Genomic DNA, 15,806 nt, shown 5'->3' on the forward strand with positions numbered 1-15,806 from the left:
ATGGCCTAGCATAGCCGAAGGGCAGCGCTATATGGATAATGGGCAGCATCGATAGGTAAGAGTATCCGTCATGCCGCGCAGGTTCCTGCAGCGCTACATGCCCAAACCCGACACCATCAGAAAACAGCGCTCGCTACGCTTTATGGCACCGCTGATTGCAGACCCGGGTTTGTGGCTACTAACTCGCCGAAGCGTTGCCAATGCGTTTAGCGTGGGTGTGTTTTGCGCCATGCTCCCCATCCCTTTTCAGATGGTGGTCGCTGCGCTGGGTGCTCGCTTAACGCGCTGCAACTTAGCCCTTTCAATCGGTTTGGTATGGATCACTAACCCTTTAACAATGCCGCTCATTTTTTACGGCAATTATCGGATTGGCACTTTCATACTCGGTGCGCCTGTACGAGAAGCCCCCTCGCGTATTTCAACGCGCTGGATTGCCGAACAGATGCACGACATTATGCCGCCTCTGATCGTTGGCTCGCTGGTGACAGCGTTGATATTAGCGATCGTCGTCAATATCGGTATCCGCTTAATCTGGCGCTGGCACGTCTCCCATAATTGGAAACGCCGCCGCCAAAAACGTCGGCAGCGGCGTGCGCAGATTGAAGCAGAATTTGATGATTAAGCTTTAAGAGCCTATCTCCATCGTTAACGCGCTGGCGTTTGCTCGACCAACCTACCTGCATCCAGCTTAAGCACACGATCCTGATGAGCGGCAAGGCTCACATCGTGGGTCACAATCACAAAGGCACAGGCGCTCTCTTTGGCCAGCTCATCCATCAGCGCCAAAATAGTCGCTGCAGTGGTCTGATCAAGGTTGCCCGTGGGTTCATCCATCAGCACCAAGCTGGGGTCGGTAACCAGTGCCCGGGCAATCGCCACGCGTTGACGCTCACCACCAGAAAGCTCACCTGGCTTATGGTCGGCACGCGGCTGCATGCCCACTCGCTCCAATATCTGCATCGCCCGCTGCTCGGCCGCCTTTTTCGACTGGCCGCGAATAATCAGCGGCAACGCCGCATTTTCTACGGCGGTGAACTCCGCCAGCAGGTGGTGAAACTGATACACAAACCCAATGTAGCGGTTCCGAAAGCTGCCCAGCGCCGCTTCATTCAAACCCGATAGCGGCTCACCAGCGATCACCACACTGCCTTCGCTGGGGCGGTCGAGCCCTCCCAGCAGATTCAGCAATGTGGTCTTACCGGAGCCCGAACTGCCGACGATAGCCACCCGCTCTCCAGCGCGCACTTGCAGGCTGAGCTTATCGAGCACCGTTAGATCCTGTGGGCCTTCGCTGTAAGTCTTAGTCAGCGCTTGGCAATCGAGCATAATGGCTGCGTCTGGTTGTGCGTGGGTAGACACCGTATTCGTAGACATCATGTCATCCTTATTCCTGAAGCCATTATTCATAGCGCAATACATCCGCTGGCTGAACCCGCGCCGCACGCCAAGCAGGATAGAGCGTGGACAGGAATGTCAGCCCAAAGGCTGCCAATACGATACGGCTAACATCATCCCACTGTAAGCGAGAAGGTAAATCGCTAATGAAGTAAACCCCAGCATCCAAGAACTGAATGCCCAATGTCCCTTCGACCCAGCCAATCAGATCAGCGATAGTGAGTGCCAGCAGCACGCCCACCGCCACACCAATCGCAATGCCAATCAAGCCAATGGCCATGCCCTGAACAATAAAGATGCCCATGATAGAGCGCGGCGTGGCCCCGATGGTGCGCAGAATAGCGATATCGGCGCGCTTGTCAGTCACTACCATGACCAGCGTGGAGACGATATTAAATGCTGCCACGGCGATAATGACGGTTAAAAGCAGCGCAATCATGCGCTTTTCCATCTGTATTGCTTGAAACAAATTGCCATGAGAGAACGTCCAGTCGCTGCCGAGGTACTCAGGGCCAAGTTCGTTGAGAATGGCCTGAGTTTCGCTACTAGCAGCAAACAGGTCGTCGAGCTGAAGGCGAAGCCCGCCAATGGCCTCGCCCAAGCGGGCAAGCGTCTGCATATCTTCTATATTGGCATAGGCCAAGTTAGCGTCTAAATCAGCGCCGACGCTAAAAATACCGCTCACGGTGAAGCGCTTTAAGCGAGGAAACACCCCCGCCGGGGTAATCGAAGCCTCAGGCACCAAAAGCGTCACCCGGTCCCCAACCCCAACGCCCAGGCTGCGCGCCAACATCGACCCCAGCACCACATTCCACTCGCCGGGTACGAGATCAGCTAGCTCCCCCTGCGTCATGTGTTCGCCAATGATAGAGACTCGGTCTTCCCAGTCAGGGTTGATGCCATTAACCATGGCCCCCTGATTGCGGCCACCGACCGAGAACATGCCCTGTTGTTCGACAAAAGGCGCCGCGCCAATGACCCGCTCTCGCTGCATCAACTCTTCGGCCAGAGACTCCCATTCGACCATTCCCACACGGGACTCAATTTTAGCGTGGGGAACCATGCCTAAAATGCGCGTCCTCAGCTCATGGTCAAAGCCGTTCATTACCGACAACACCAGAATAAGTACGGCGACCCCTAACATTAACCCCAGCATTGAGGTAAGCGAAATAAACGAAATAAAATGGTTCCGGCGTTTAGCGCGCACGTAGCGCAGCCCCACCAGAAAAGGCAAACGATCAAGCATGGCGTCATTCCTTATCAATAAGCGCTCATGGTACGGTTTTTTTAGTCTCACTGCATGTTCCAAACGGCCATTAGAGCGATCAGCCCTGCGAGCGTTCAGATTAAAAACGTTACGCTTGCAACTTGCCCCGCCACCACCTACATTGCGCCGATTTACTGCTGACCGTGGGCCTGCGCTTTTATGACTTATCGTTTGCTACCCGAATGGTATCCCCAAGACGGGATACAGTTGACCTGGCCGCGGCCTGATGGCGATTGGGCGCCCATGCTTGCTCGCATCGAAGCCACCCTGGAACGTATTGTGATCGCCACGACACGCTTTCAGCGCGTGCTGATTTGCGTGCCCGATGAGTCAACACAACAACGCTTAGCCACTACATTTGACGCTTACGGCGTGCCTGCTTCCCGGCTGCAGCTTATTGTCGCACCCACTGATGATACCTGGGCGAGAGACCATGGCCCGATAAGTGTTATCGATGAGCAGGGCCAGATGATGATGCTCGATTACACTTTTACCGGCTGGGGCGGTAAGTTCCCCGCTGAGCGTGATAATCGGCTTACCCAGTGGCTTGCCGAGGCGGGCGTTTGGGCTTGCCCGGTAGCGACACGGAATTTAGTGCTGGAAGGTGGGGGTATCGAAACCGACGGAGAAGGCACACTACTCACTACAGAAGCATGCCTGCTTAATCCCAACCGTAACCCCACGCTATCGCGAGAGAATATAGAAGTACAGCTCGCCCAAGATTTTGGCGTTGACCGCGTATTATGGCTGGCCAATGGGCATTTAGAAGGCGACGATACCGACAGCCATATCGATACGCTTGCCCGTTTTTGCGACCCAACCACCATCGCCTATGTACGCTGCGATGATCCCAATGATCCTCATTATCCGGCACTGGCGGCGATGGAGCAGGAGTTACAGGCGTTTCGACAACGCAATGGTGAACCCTACCGTTTGATCGCGCTGCCTTGGCCCCAGGCCTGCTTCGACCCTGATGACGGCCACCGCCTACCCGCCACCTATGCGAACTTTTTGATCATCAATCAAGCCGTACTAGTCCCTACATACGGCGACCCGGCGGATGTCACCGCGCTACGCGCACTGGCAAGTGCATTTCCAGAACACACCCTAATTCCGATTGAGTGCGTTAGCGTTATTCGCCAACATGGCAGCCTGCACTGCTTAACGATGCAGCTTCCACAAGGCACGCTTACCCAGGGTACGCTTTCCGCGACCGCTATTTGCTAAAGGAGTCACCATGTCGACAACGCTAACCGTCGCTGTTGTGCAGCAACCCGCGTGGCCTGATAAAGCGCAAAGCCTAGCCGCCAGTGAAGCAGGTATCCGCAGTGCCGTTGAACAAGGCGCTCAGTTGGTACTACTGCAAGAACTGCATGCCACTCACTACTTTTGCCAGTTCGAAGACCCTTCGCTGTTTGATCTAGCAGAGCCGTTGGATGGCCCGACCGGGCAGCGTCTTGCAGCACTCGCTAAGGAGCTGGACATTGTCCTGGTCGGTTCACTGTTTGAACGTCGCGCACCGGGGCTTTACCACAATACCGCTGTGGTCTATGACCGCGCCAAAGGGCGCGTTGGGCAGTACCGTAAAATGCATATCCCCGATGATCCTGGGTTTTATGAGAAGTTTTATTTTACGCCAGGCGATCATGACAGCTCCCGCGGAGAAGGCTTTACGCCCATTGAGACATCCGTAGGTCGTCTCGGCGTGCTGGTCTGCTGGGATCAGTGGTATCCAGAAGCCGCCCGGCTGATGGCCCTGGCCGGTGCGGACTTACTGCTCTACCCCACTGCGATTGGTTGGGATCCCAATGACGATGCCGCTGAAAAGGCACGTCAGAAAGATGCCTGGACGGTGATTCAGCGCGCCCACGGTGTCGCCAACGGCTTACCTGTGCTGGTGGCTAACCGGGTTGGTTTTGAGGCGGATCACTCCGAAGTCGGCGATGGCATTCAGTTCTGGGGTGGTAGTTTTGTCTGTGGGCCGCAAGGTGAGCTATTGGCCCATGCGGGGGAAGAGACCGAGCAGTTAGTCGTTGAGCTTGATATGGCGCGCAGTGAAAACACCCGCCGCATTTGGCCCTACCTGAGGGATCGTCGAGTAGATGCCTATGGGGACTTAACTCGTCGTTACCGCGACTAACCCCCCATCCCCCCCAAGAAAACAAAACGCCTGCCTGGGATAAATACTCAGGCAGGCGTTTTTGATGACCCACGACCGATTAACGCAGCGTATTACTTCCAGAAATCACGAATGGAGGCGATCCCTTGAGCGCCTACGGCACGGGCGTGATTGGCATCAAAGCGCGTCATACCGCCTAATGCAAACACCGGCATACCGGCACGTTCGACCAACTGTTGAAAGTCATGCCAACCGAGCGGAGCGACTTCAGGGTGTGAAGGCGTGGTGCGCAGCGGCGACAGGCTGACAAAGTCACAGCCTAATACGGCTGCTTGGGTAAGCTGCTTCTGGTTGTGCGTCGATGCGGAAAGCCATTTATTTTCAGCAATCGGACGACGCTCAAGCTGCATCAAACGCTCGCTGGTCAAATGAATGCCATCAGCGTCAATATGATCCAGCAGGGTGGGTTCACCATTAAGCAGCAGCCGTGCGCCGTGCTCACGGCATAGCGTCAGAGCTCGCCGAGCACGGGCGAGATAAGCCGCTTCGTCCAGCTGCTTGGCACGCAGCTGCACCAAGCGAATCTTGTCTTCACGCAGCGCGCGCTCCAGAAACGCATCAAAACGCGCTTCATCAGTCTCTTCACCGGTGATCAAATACTCGGTAGGCAACCTTACTGCCTGCAGTATCGGTAAATTTGCTGCCGGGAAAGGATAGTTGGAGAGTTCGCTCATAGGCACCCAGCGCACGGCCTGACCTTCACGGCCAAAAGGCTCTCCGGCAAACTCATGCACCTGCCACACATCAAGCAGAATATGCTTGTCAGGATACTCATGGTGAACGCGAATCAATGGCTGAGCACAAACAATCTCGACGCCTAGCTCTTCATGCAGTTCACGTTTTAATCCTTCAAGACCGGTCTCATAAGGTGCTAGTTTGCCACCCGGAAACTCCCACAGTCCGCCATGATCAACGTTTGACGGCCGACGAGCGATCAGTACTTGCTGTTGATCGGCGCTGATAATCGCAGCTGCCGCGACATGAACCCGTCGTTTTACCTTTATGTTCATATACTCATATACTCGTTACGTCTTGATCCACTGCGCGCACCAACGCTTCTGCCATCGGCGCTATCTCGCTGCGTGTGTCCATTACCCCTACCAACCAACGCCCCCAACTGAGAGCGACTGATTAGCTACGATAATCCGCGTTGATAGACACATAGTCATGAGAGAGGTCAGAGGTCCACACCGTGGCACTCTCTTCGCCGCGCCCCAAGCTAATGCGAATGGTAATTTCTGACTGTGCCATCACAGCACTTCCCGCTGCTTCAGTGTAGCCAGCCGCGCGCCCGCCTTGTTCGACTAAACGCACATCGCCCAGATCAATCACCACGCGGTTAACGTCAAAATCGTTCACTGGCGCCCGCCCGACGGCTGCTAGTATTCGCCCCCAGTTGGCATCAGAAGCGTACAGCGCTGTTTTGACCAGGGGCGAATGAGCAACGGTGAAGGCTACATCAAGTGCTTCTTGACGACTTTGCGCTTCGCCAACCTGCAGAGTAACGAACTTAGTCGCCCCTTCAGCATCGCGAATGATCGCTTGCGCCAGCTCGGTCATTACCCGTTGTAAAGCGTTACTGAACGCGGCTATCTGCGCTTCATCGGCGATTCGAGGACCTGTACCAGTCGCCGCCAACATACAGGCGTCATTGGTAGAGGTATCGCTATCCACCGTGATGCAGTTAAAAGAGCGATCGACGGTTTCACGCAGTAGCCGATCCAGTAGCGGTGCCTCGATAGCTGCATCGGTCACCACAAAGCCCAACATGGTCGCCATGTTGGGCTTGATCATGCCAGACCCTTTCGTGATGCCGTTAATTGTTACCTGCTGATTACCTATTTCAACCGTGACACTGGCCCCTTTGGCCCGGGTGTCGGTGGTTAAAATGCCTTGGCCTGCGTGTTCCCAGGCAACACTGTCGCTGGACAAACTTTCAAGCGCCGGTGCCAATCCCGCTAGCAGTTTTTCCATTGGCAGCGGTTCACCAATCACACCGGTTGAGAATGGCATTATATCTTCAGCCGCAACTCCAACCTGTTTGGCAAGCTCAGCACAGCATGCCCGCGCATCGCGCAAGCCTGCCTCGCCAGTGCCCGCGTTCGCGTTGCCGGTATTGATCAACCAATAACGCGGCGAGCGGTGCTCCGCACGGCACTGTTCAAGGTGCTGCTTGGCCACTACTACCGGCGCTGCACAAAAGGCATTACGGGTAAAAACCCCCGATACCGTCGCTGTGTCGGGCAGTTCAATCACCACCACATCACGGCGATCCGGCTTTTTGATACCCGCCATTGCAACCCCAAGGCGCACCCCTTGCAGGGGTGGCAACTCTGGAAAGGGAGTATTTCCCACCGCCATGATTCTCTCCTTTAGGCAAACCTTGATCAGACGTTATCTCAGACACAATCGCCGTTAGCTTAATTTTCCACAGCACTGCTTGTACTTTTTACCTGAACCACAAAAACAGGGATCGTTACGGCCCACTTTGGGGCCTTCGCGGCGCACTGGACGCCCTTCATTGCCAGGCGCTTCTTGATCGCTCTCAGATTGCTCAGGGGCCGGGGCGTCATGGCGGCTGGCGGCGGTTTCACGCTCCAGCGCTTCTCGGCGTTGACGCTCAAGGGCATCCACTTCCTCGGGCTGGCGAACCTGAACGTGGCTCAGAATGCGCGTTACATCTTCTTTAATATGGTCAAGCAGGTGTTGGAAGAGCTCAAACGATTCACGCTTGTACTCCTGCTTGGGGTTTTTCTGGGCATAGCCACGCAGGTGAATACCACGGCGTAGATGATCCATTGACTGAAGGTGCTCTTTCCAACGCGTATCCAGCACCTGCAGCATGACTTGCTTCTCAAAGCGACGAATCAGTTTCTCGCCCGCTGCAGCCACTTTTGCCGCATAGGCTTCACGGTGCATGGTCTGCAGCCGCTCACGCAACTGCTCCTCGCTAAAGCGATCATCCTCAGCAGCCCACTTAACCACGGGCGCATCAAGATTAAACTCTGTTTTCAGGTGCGCTTCCAAACCGGGCAAATCCCACTGCTCGGGCAGGCTCTGAGGAGGAACATAGCTGCTAATTGCCGTTTCCATTACCTCTTCACGAATACCGATAACGGCATCAGCCACATCGTCTGCGGCGAGAATTTCATTACGCTGGTCGTAGATCACCCGTCGCTGGTCGTTGGCAACGTCATCGTACTCAAGCAGCTGCTTACGAATATCGAAGTTACGTCCTTCGACTTTTTTCTGGGCACGCTCAACCGCATTGGAGACCATTTTATGCTCAATGGCTTCACCATGCTCAAGCCCTAACGCCTGCATCAAGCGTTTAACGCGATCAGAGCCAAACAGACGCATTAGGCTGTCTTCAAGCGACAAGAAGAACCGCGTGGAGCCAGGGTCGCCCTGGCGACCAGCACGGCCACGCAGCTGATTGTCGATACGCCGAGACTCATGGCGCTCAGACCCCACCACATGTAAGCCGCCGGCGGCCAACACAGCATCGTGGCGTGCCTGCCACTCAGCCTTTAACGCATCAACCTGCTCTTGGCTTGGGTTTTGTAGCTTGGCCGATTCAGCCTCCCAATTGCCGCCCAGCACGATATCGGTACCCCGTCCAGCCATGTTGGTGGCGATGGTAATTGCCCCTGGGCGGCCTGCCTGAGCGATAATTTCGGCTTCACTCTGGTGCTGTTTGGCGTTAAGCACGTTGAACGCGAGGCCTGCCTCTCGCATCAGATTGGCAAGGTACTCCGATGTTTCAATTGAGGCCGTACCAACCAGCACAGGGCGCCCAGCTTCCGTCTCAGTTTTGACATCTTTAATGATCGCTTCGTATTTTTCTTCAGCGCTCAAATAGACTAGATCGTTCAGGTCTTTACGTGCCAATGGACGGTTGGTAGGAATAACCACCACGTCGAGGCCATAAATTTGACGAAATTCAAAGGCTTCAGTATCCGCTGTACCGGTCATACCGGCTAACTTCTCATACAGACGGAAATAATTCTGGAAGGTGGTGGAGGCAAGCGTTTGGCTTTCGCGCTGTACCGTAACGCCCTCTTTGGCTTCTACAGCCTGGTGCAAGCCTTCCGACCAGCGGCGCCCTGGCATCGAACGGCCAGTGTGTTCGTCGACGATGACTACCTGACCTTCAGAAACGATGTAATCGACATCACGATTATAGAGGTAGCGGGCGCGCAGGGCCGAATGCATATGCTGGAGCAAATTGAGGTTTTGTGCGGCATAGAGTGATTCTTCATCACCCAATAAACCCTCGCCGCGCATTAGCTCTTCAACTTTGTTATGACCCTGCTCCGTTAGCTCTACCTGTTTCTGCTTTTCGTCAACTAAGAAGTCGCCGACCACCGGGGCATCTTCATCTTCACTCTCTTCGCCTTTCTCAAGCTGCTGGGCCAACTGATTAACGACTTTATAGAGATCCGTATTTTCGTCTACCGCGCCCGAAATAATCAGCGGTGTACGCGCTTCATCGATAAGAATCGAGTCAACTTCATCGACAATCGCAAAATGCAGGCCACGCTGCACTTTGTCTTCTAACGAAAACGCCATGTTATCGCGTAGATAATCAAAGCCAAACTCGTTATTGGTGCCGTAGGTAATATCGCACTGATAGGCATGGCGCTTCTCTTCGCCAGACTGACCGGAGAAAATAACACCAATGGAAAGGCCTAGAAATTCATACAGCGGGCGCATCCACTCAGCATCACGACGGGCCAAATAGTCGTTCACGGTCACCACGTGAACGCCTTTCTCCGTTAGCGCATTCAGATACACCGCCAGCGTTGCCACCAGGGTTTTACCTTCACCGGTTTTCATTTCTGCAATACGGCCACGGTGCAGGGTCATACCACCCACCATCTGCACGTCAAAGTGACGCATGCCCATCACGCGCTTACTGGCCTCTCGGACGATTGCAAAGGCGGGAGCTAACAGCGCATCTAGGGACTCACCTGACGCGAGACGTTCGCGCAATTGCGCTGTTTTTTGCTGCAAATCAGCGTCACTTAATGCCTCAAATTCTGCTTCTAGGGCATTAATCTGAGGCACATTTTTATGCATGCGTTTTACATCGCGGTCATTTTTAGAACCAACGACTTTGCGTAATAAATTATTAAGCATGAAATATCCAAGTATTCACGAACAACCCATCGGACTTTGCCTATATACGGCAGACCTTTTTCTGCAGGTCTTCTACCTACCAGCGTAGGGACAAAGTAAGTATCTTAACGGCATACTTGATGGGCAGGAGGGCCGCGCTGGGTCAAAACATCACGCGCCGCCACCAGCAGGGCCATCGGCGCAAGCCAACTGCTGAGACGCCGCATCGGGGCAAAGCGCCTAGGGCGTTGAGCCCAACGGCGCAGAGCGCGCTGCCGTTTAGCAATCCAGTGCGACTGCGCACGTAAAATCGCGGGTACCCATAAACAGATAGTAACGCTGCGTTCGCCACTGCGAAAAGCATCCGCAGGGCTTAAACTCGCGGGTAATAGGCAACTTACTAATAAGCCGGCCAGCCACCAACGCGCTAAGCCATACCGGCGATGGCGCCGCGGCAAAGCTGATTGAACATCAAGCGTAGGTGACATGCTGTAGACCGGCTCCTGAGCGTGGTAAAATCTGCTAAAGTGAGATCGATTAATGTCTCCGACATCATCATTAGCGGCACCCTAGGATAGCGGTGCCCTAGGAATTAAGCGTATGAGTATAAAGGTTAAGCGTTCTCGCGCACAGCCCATTGCCCGCCTACTCTCAAAGTCGGGCGATATTAGTCAGTTAATGCGCCTATCTCGTTTAATTGACCAGGCGCAGCAGCATCTTCGCGCGCATCTGCCCGAAGAGATGCGAGAACATATTTTTGTCGGTGGCTTTCGCGAAGGTCGCTTAACATTGATCAGTGGTCAAGCGGGCTGGCTAACCTGGTTACGTTTTGAGCAGCGTCGCCTATTAGAGCTGCTTCATCAGTTGCCTGGCTTTGAAAGCGTGAGCGGTTTTACCTTTAAAGTGCGCCCTGTGCACCCTATCGTCGCCCCGCCACGTAATACACGCAGTCTTTCAGCAGATGCAGGCAAAACCCTGGCTGAATGCGCTGAAGATACGACCAATCCCACGTTAAAGCGCGCCCTTGAACGGCTTGCCTCTCATGCTCGGCCACCCAACGAGTAATAGCTGCCATAAGGGTTAGGCAAACAAACTTACCGGCTATTAACGCTCTAGGCGTAAAGTGAATGCTGGCGGCAAAATGCATAAAGCACCGCCTAAGCGATGCTTTATTGATATTACCATTGCTACGACAACCCTTCGGTCTGCCCTATTAGCCAATAACAGCTTGTCTATTAGCGGCTGTACTATGCCATTGCGGGTGCAGCATAAGAAATCGGCGCCACGGCCTTATCTTCTTCAAACGTCACTATTTCATAAGCGTCAGGCTGAGCCATCAGCTCACGGCACAGCTGATTATTCAGCGCATGACCTGACTTAACACCACGAAACTCGCCAATCAAGCTATAGCCCAACTGGTATAAATCCCCGATGGCATCTAATACTTTATGCTTGACGAATTCATCTTCGTAGCGCAAACCACCTTCGTTAACAATGCGGTAATCATCTACCACGATCGCATTATCCAAACTACCGCCTAATGCCAAATTGTTAGAGCGTAAAAACTCTAAATCACGCATAAAACCAAAGGTACGCGCACGTGACACTTCTTTGACAAAAGATGTGGTCGAAAAATCGATCAACGCCGTCTGTTTCTGCTGTTCAAAAACGGGGTGGTCAAAATCAATCGCAAACGAGACTTTAAACCCTTGATGGGGCAAGAAAACGGCCTCTTTATCACCATCGGTAACGGCTACACGATGCTTGATGCGAATAAATTTCTTCGCGGCATTCTGTTCCAAAATACCCGCTGACTGAATCAAAAAAACAAATGGACTAGCACTACCATCCATAATCGGCACTTCAGGTTCGCTTACGTCCACATAAGCGTTATCAATGCCCAACCCTGCAAAAGCCGACATAAGGTGCTCAACGGTAGCGACCTTAACCCCGTTACTGGAGAGTGCTGTGCATAGCTTGGTATCTTCAACCAATTCAGCGCGCGCTGGCACGTGTACGACAGGATCCAGATCGGTTCTAACAAACACAATCCCAGTATTGGCGGGCGCCGGACGCAGCGCTAAGTGGACTTTTTTGCCAGAATGCAGGCCCACTCCGGTGGCGCGTATGACGTTTTGTAGGGTGCGTTGTCTGATCATGGGCAGTAATCGTACTCTGGTGACGGTAGTGACCGTAGAAAAAAGTTATCAAACAGTGTTCACTTTAACAGCAAGCGAGCGTTTTAGCCAATAAAACGCTCGCCGACTGTTGCAATAAAGCTGTTTTGTAGAATCAATCCGCCTGACGGCGTAAAAACGCGGGGATGTCCAAATAGTCATCGGCTTCAGTAGAGCGACGCTTTTCAGGACGAGGTTTAGCGGCTGTTTCGGTTGCTTCAGCGCGTGCTGTCGCCTGCTGACGCATTACCGTTGGCTGTTGCAGCTTGCGGTAATCCGAGGATTCTGCAGCTGACCGGCGGGCAGGCTCGCGCGCGGCCGTCTTAGGTTTTTGCCCATCTAAACCAGCAGCCACAACGGTCACACGCAGCTCGTCGGACATTTCCATATCAATGGAGGTGCCCACCACGATAGTCGCATCCGGAGACGCAAACTCTTGAACAGTGGCACCGACGTCATTGAATTCGCCGATGGACAAATCAGGACCAGCAGTGATGTTGACCAGAATACCCCGCGCGCCATGAAGATCGATATCTTCCAACAACGGGCTGCGGATGGCCTTCTCGGCAGCTTCACGAGCACGATTCTCGCCCGTCGCCCCACCGGTACCCATCATCGCCATGCCCATTTCAGACATCACGGTGCGCACATCAGCAAAATCGACGTTGATGATACCTGGGCTGGTAATCAGCTCTGCGATACCTTGTACAGCGCCTAGCAGCACGTCATTAGCCGCACTGAAAGCCGTTAGCAGTGTGGCGTTTTTGCCCAACACAGAAAGCAGCTTCTCGTTGGGGATCGTGATCAACGAATCAACATGCTCGGAGAGTTCTTTCATACCCTCCTCGGCGGCACGCATTCGCTTCGGCCCTTCAAATGGGAAGGGGCGAGTCACCACCGCGACGGTGAGAATCCCTAGCTCTTTGGCGACCTGTGCCACTACAGGAGCACCACCGGTGCCGGTCCCACCGCCCATACCGGCAGTGATAAACACCATATCAGCGCCTACCAGCAATTCCGCAATACGCTCGCGGTCTTCCATTGCTGCCTGACGACCCACGTCGGGATTGGCACCTGCGCCCAATCCTTTAGTGATTTCGCTACCCAGTTGCAACACGGTTTTTGCTGAACAGCGCTTAAGCGCCTGGGCGTCAGTGTTAGCGCAGATAAACTCAACGCCTTCAATATTGCTTTCGACCATGTGGTTAACAGCATTGCCGCCACCGCCGCCAACACCAACCACTTTGATGACCGCACTGCTCGAGGGTGCGTTATCTACCAATTCGAACATAAGCCCCGTCTCCTGAACCGCGCTTGCGGCCCTGTCAGAAATTTCCTTTGAACCAGCCTTTAATTCTAGCTAGCGCCGAATGGTCTTCCTTGATATCACGCCGGGCAAGCTCATTGCGGCCCTTATGGGCAGCAACCACTCCCCCGTGGCTTTTTAGGCCTTGCCCATGACGCGTTTCTTGCAAGGCATAATGCAGCAGCCCAACGCCCGTCGCATAAATTGGGTTGCGTACGACGTCCGCCAAACCTCTTACATTCTGTGGACATGCGATGCGAACTGGCATATGAAAAATCTCTTCCGCCAATTCACTAACCCCTTCCATGCGCGAGGTTCCACCGGTAAGCACAATCCCAGCAGCCACCATGTCTTCATAGCCACTTCGGCGCAACTCATCTCTTACTAGCGTAAACAGTTCTTCGTAGCGCGGCTCTACCACTTCAGCCAGTGCTTGGCGCGATAGATCACGCGCAGGTCGATCACCTACGCTAGGTACTTTAATCATTTCATCGCTTGACGCTAAGTGAGTGAGCGCGCAAGCGTATTTAACTTTAATCTCTTCAGCGTGTTGGGTCGGCGTACGCAGGGCCATGGCAATATCGTTAGTGACTTGGTCACCGGCAATAGGTATAACCGCCGTGTGACGTATGGCGCCTTCACTGAAAATCGCCATATCAGTAGTGCCGCCGCCAATATCCACCATACAGACGCCCAGCTCACGCTCATCCTCGGTCAGCACCGCCATGCTTGAGGCTAGCTGCTCTAAAATAATAGCATCTACCTCCAGCCCACAGCGACGTACACACTTTTCTATATTCTGCACCGCGTTTAAGGCGGCCGTCACTAAATGCACTTGAGCTTCCAAGCGCACCCCAGACATGCCTAGTGGCTCGCGTATCCCCCCTTGAGCATCAATCGAAAACTCTTGAGGCAATACATGCAATACACGCTGGCCTTCAGAAATAGCACGCGCCCGAGCAGAATCAATAACGCGTTCAATATCAGAAGGTGTCACTTCACGCTCTTTAATAGCCACAACACCGTCAGAGTTCATTGAACTGATATGACTACCAGCCACGCCAACATACACTGAATGGATATCACAGCCAGCCATCAACTCGGCTTCTTCAACTGCGCGCTGGATAGACTGCACCGTTGATTCAATATTGATTACAACACCACGCTTCATACCGCGCGAAGGGTGCGAACCAATACCGGCAATTTCAATTCCGCCGTCATCGGTGGGTTGACCGACTATCGCGACGACCTTGGACGTTCCAATGTCCAGCCCGACCACCATATTGGATGCGTTGGGTGAGCCTGCCATGAGTCGGGAAATCTCCTTGCGTCATTGTTAAAAAATAAATATTAATTGGGAGCCGCTTAATCCAACGCTTAACATTGAAAGCGTGCTATCCAAAATAAACAGTGGTTGTTTTCTGACACTCACTAAGTACAAATAGCTGAAATTAAAAACCACTTAACCAGCGTCTGGCCCATAGTATAGAAACAATAGTCGCAATACGACTAGCACGAACCCACAATAATAGGCATAGAAAGCAATTTAAAGCCGATTACTGGCTTTTTCAACGATGGCAGTCACTCACTTTTACACCTTATTTGCGTCAAGTAATAGAAGAGTTACTCATCTTGCACAGCAAATTCACTTTCTCCGTGCCAAGCAACAGCGACACCATTAGGGTAACGCAGATCTATATAGCGAATTTGCTCGCTTAGCGAATTCAACTCGCGTTGCCATGACGCCGATAAACGTGCCAAACGGACTTCATGCTGCCGACGTCCTAACATCACCCAAGCGCCTTCGTTTAACTGCAGCCTCCATGCGCCGCGCGGCTCTAAACGAAGTTGTGTAAGCTCAAGTGATAGCTGCTCAAAGTGACGTTTAAGCCGATGATAGTAGGTTAACACTTCTTCACTGCTACCGCCGGGGCCAGCCAGATCAGGCAAACCTGAGGGCGGGTTTAAGGGGGCAAATGCGAAAGGCTCCCCTTCTGGGTTAAGTAAAAAATCATCATTCCAGCGTGCGACCGGCTGTTGTTCAATTAGTTCAAAGACTAGTGCATTGGGCCACTCACGGGTAATACGCACTTCATTCAACCAGCCCACTTTTAGAGCGCGGTCGCGCAGCTCACCCAGATCCGCCGAAAGCCAAGTGGCATCGACCACCAAGGGCGCCAGCTGGGTACGCAGATAGTCAGCGCTGACATACTCCCATTCACCGCGGATTGAAACCCGCTCAATCGGGCGGTCTAGCCACAGCCAAAGCGCCCGGCCACCGGCGCCCATCAGCAAGGCTAATAGAATAACGCCCAACCAAGCATTACGCCTTTTCATAAGGCACCCTTCATAACAAACTCG

At 53.5% G+C, this 15,806-nt stretch carries 14 protein-coding genes; 4 read left to right on the forward strand and 10 right to left on the reverse strand.

Annotated features, from left to right (window positions below):
* Window positions 1-70 precede the first annotated feature (70 nt).
* Complete coding sequence (locus CXF87_RS07645; protein WP_008956819.1) at window positions 71-622, forward strand: DUF2062 domain-containing protein; 552 nt, start codon at window positions 71-73, stop codon at window positions 620-622.
* Window positions 623-645: 23 nt separating this feature from the next.
* Here CXF87_RS07645 and CXF87_RS07650 read toward each other — a convergent pair whose 3' ends face one another.
* Together CXF87_RS07650 and CXF87_RS07655 are read right to left on the reverse strand one after the other, a co-directional pair.
* On the reverse strand, window positions 646-1,374 hold the full coding sequence (locus tag CXF87_RS07650; protein WP_101146208.1) for an ABC transporter ATP-binding protein: 729 nt from the start codon (window positions 1,372-1,374) through the stop codon (window positions 646-648).
* Window positions 1,375-1,399: 25 nt separating this feature from the next.
* Entirely contained in the window at window positions 1,400-2,641 is a 1,242-nt protein-coding gene (locus tag CXF87_RS07655; RefSeq protein WP_101146209.1) for a lipoprotein-releasing ABC transporter permease subunit, read from the reverse strand.
* A 180-nt stretch (window positions 2,642-2,821) separates the two neighbouring features.
* Between CXF87_RS07655 and CXF87_RS07660 the strand changes: the two genes are divergently transcribed.
* Both CXF87_RS07660 and CXF87_RS07665 read left to right on the forward strand, forming a co-directional pair.
* Entirely contained in the window at window positions 2,822-3,889 is a 1,068-nt protein-coding gene (locus CXF87_RS07660; RefSeq protein WP_101146210.1) for an agmatine deiminase family protein, read from the forward strand.
* A gap of 10 nt (window positions 3,890-3,899) precedes the next feature.
* A complete protein-coding gene (locus CXF87_RS07665) occupies window positions 3,900-4,802 on the forward strand; it encodes a carbon-nitrogen hydrolase (RefSeq protein ID WP_101146211.1) in 903 nt (300 codons plus the stop codon).
* A 92-nt stretch (window positions 4,803-4,894) separates the two neighbouring features.
* Here the strand turns inward: CXF87_RS07665 and CXF87_RS07670 are convergent, their stop codons facing one another.
* The 4 genes from CXF87_RS07670 to CXF87_RS07685 all read right to left on the reverse strand — a co-directional run bounded on the left by CXF87_RS07670 (window position 4,895) and on the right by CXF87_RS07685 (window position 10,450).
* A complete protein-coding gene (locus CXF87_RS07670) occupies window positions 4,895-5,851 on the reverse strand; it encodes a Nudix family hydrolase (protein WP_101146212.1) in 957 nt (318 codons plus the stop codon).
* Window positions 5,852-5,972: 121 nt separating this feature from the next.
* Window positions 5,973-7,202, reverse strand: coding sequence for a bifunctional glutamate N-acetyltransferase/amino-acid acetyltransferase ArgJ (argJ, locus tag CXF87_RS07675; RefSeq protein ID WP_101146213.1), 1,230 nt, complete (start codon window positions 7,200-7,202; stop codon window positions 5,973-5,975).
* A 54-nt stretch (window positions 7,203-7,256) separates the two neighbouring features.
* On the reverse strand, window positions 7,257-9,983 hold the full coding sequence (secA, locus tag CXF87_RS07680; protein WP_101146214.1) for a preprotein translocase subunit SecA: 2,727 nt from the start codon (window positions 9,981-9,983) through the stop codon (window positions 7,257-7,259).
* A gap of 104 nt (window positions 9,984-10,087) precedes the next feature.
* Window positions 10,088-10,450 (reverse strand): hypothetical protein, encoded by a 363-nt coding sequence (locus tag CXF87_RS07685; protein ID WP_101146215.1) that lies wholly within the window; start codon window positions 10,448-10,450, stop codon window positions 10,088-10,090.
* A 112-nt stretch (window positions 10,451-10,562) separates the two neighbouring features.
* Here CXF87_RS07685 and CXF87_RS07690 point away from each other — a divergent pair, with 112 nt between their 5' ends.
* Window positions 10,563-11,027: a DUF721 domain-containing protein gene (locus tag CXF87_RS07690; RefSeq protein ID WP_101146216.1), complete on the forward strand. Its 465-nt coding sequence runs from the start codon at window positions 10,563-10,565 to the stop codon at window positions 11,025-11,027.
* Between the two features lie 182 nt (window positions 11,028-11,209).
* Here the strand turns inward: CXF87_RS07690 and lpxC are convergent, their stop codons facing one another.
* The 4 genes from lpxC to CXF87_RS07710 form a co-directional block, all read right to left on the reverse strand.
* Window positions 11,210-12,121 carry a UDP-3-O-acyl-N-acetylglucosamine deacetylase gene (gene lpxC / locus CXF87_RS07695; protein ID WP_101146217.1) on the reverse strand — a complete coding sequence of 304 codons (912 nt, stop codon included), beginning with the start codon at window positions 12,119-12,121 and terminating at the stop codon, window positions 11,210-11,212.
* Window positions 12,122-12,254: 133 nt separating this feature from the next.
* The gene (gene ftsZ, locus CXF87_RS07700; protein WP_101146218.1) at window positions 12,255-13,430 is read right to left on the reverse strand and encodes a cell division protein FtsZ; all 1,176 of its coding nucleotides are present in this window, start codon (window positions 13,428-13,430) and stop codon (window positions 12,255-12,257) included.
* A gap of 34 nt (window positions 13,431-13,464) precedes the next feature.
* The gene (ftsA, locus tag CXF87_RS07705; RefSeq protein WP_101146219.1) at window positions 13,465-14,754 is read right to left on the reverse strand and encodes a cell division protein FtsA; all 1,290 of its coding nucleotides are present in this window, start codon (window positions 14,752-14,754) and stop codon (window positions 13,465-13,467) included.
* Between the two features lie 314 nt (window positions 14,755-15,068).
* Window positions 15,069-15,782, reverse strand: a complete 714-nt coding sequence (locus tag CXF87_RS07710; RefSeq protein WP_101146220.1) for a cell division protein FtsQ/DivIB — start codon at window positions 15,780-15,782, stop codon at window positions 15,069-15,071.
* Window positions 15,783-15,806: the final 24 nt, after the last annotated feature.

The sequence above is a fragment of the Halomonas sp. MES3-P3E genome (genome assembly GCF_002836035.1).
GTDB lineage: Bacteria > Pseudomonadota > Gammaproteobacteria > Pseudomonadales > Halomonadaceae > Vreelandella > Vreelandella arctica.

Excerpts from the sequence above, each read along its gene's own strand:
- argJ (WP_101146213.1), bottom strand. The coding sequence starts at position 7,202 with ATGGCGGTGGGAAATACTCCCTTTCCAGAGTTGCCACCCCTGCAAGGG.
- secA (WP_101146214.1), bottom strand. The coding sequence starts at position 9,983 with ATGCTTAATAATTTATTACGCAAAGTCGTTGGTTCTAAAAATGACCGC.
- ftsA (WP_101146219.1), bottom strand. The coding sequence starts at position 14,754 with ATGGCAGGCTCACCCAACGCATCCAATATGGTGGTCGGGCTGGACATT.
- CXF87_RS07650 (WP_101146208.1), bottom strand. The coding sequence starts at position 1,374 with ATGTCTACGAATACGGTGTCTACCCACGCACAACCAGACGCAGCCATT.
- CXF87_RS07690 (WP_101146216.1), top strand. The coding sequence starts at position 10,563 with ATGAGTATAAAGGTTAAGCGTTCTCGCGCACAGCCCATTGCCCGCCTA.
- CXF87_RS07710 (WP_101146220.1), bottom strand. The coding sequence starts at position 15,782 with ATGAAAAGGCGTAATGCTTGGTTGGGCGTTATTCTATTAGCCTTGCTG.
- ftsZ (WP_101146218.1), bottom strand. The coding sequence starts at position 13,430 with ATGTTCGAATTGGTAGATAACGCACCCTCGAGCAGTGCGGTCATCAAA.
- CXF87_RS07685 (WP_101146215.1), bottom strand. The coding sequence starts at position 10,450 with ATGTCACCTACGCTTGATGTTCAATCAGCTTTGCCGCGGCGCCATCGC.
- CXF87_RS07665 (WP_101146211.1), top strand. The coding sequence starts at position 3,900 with ATGTCGACAACGCTAACCGTCGCTGTTGTGCAGCAACCCGCGTGGCCT.
- lpxC (WP_101146217.1), bottom strand. The coding sequence starts at position 12,121 with ATGATCAGACAACGCACCCTACAAAACGTCATACGCGCCACCGGAGTG.
- CXF87_RS07660 (WP_101146210.1), top strand. The coding sequence starts at position 2,822 with ATGACTTATCGTTTGCTACCCGAATGGTATCCCCAAGACGGGATACAG.
- CXF87_RS07655 (WP_101146209.1), bottom strand. The coding sequence starts at position 2,641 with ATGCTTGATCGTTTGCCTTTTCTGGTGGGGCTGCGCTACGTGCGCGCT.
- CXF87_RS07645 (WP_008956819.1), top strand. The coding sequence starts at position 71 with ATGCCGCGCAGGTTCCTGCAGCGCTACATGCCCAAACCCGACACCATC.
- CXF87_RS07670 (WP_101146212.1), bottom strand. The coding sequence starts at position 5,851 with ATGAACATAAAGGTAAAACGACGGGTTCATGTCGCGGCAGCTGCGATT.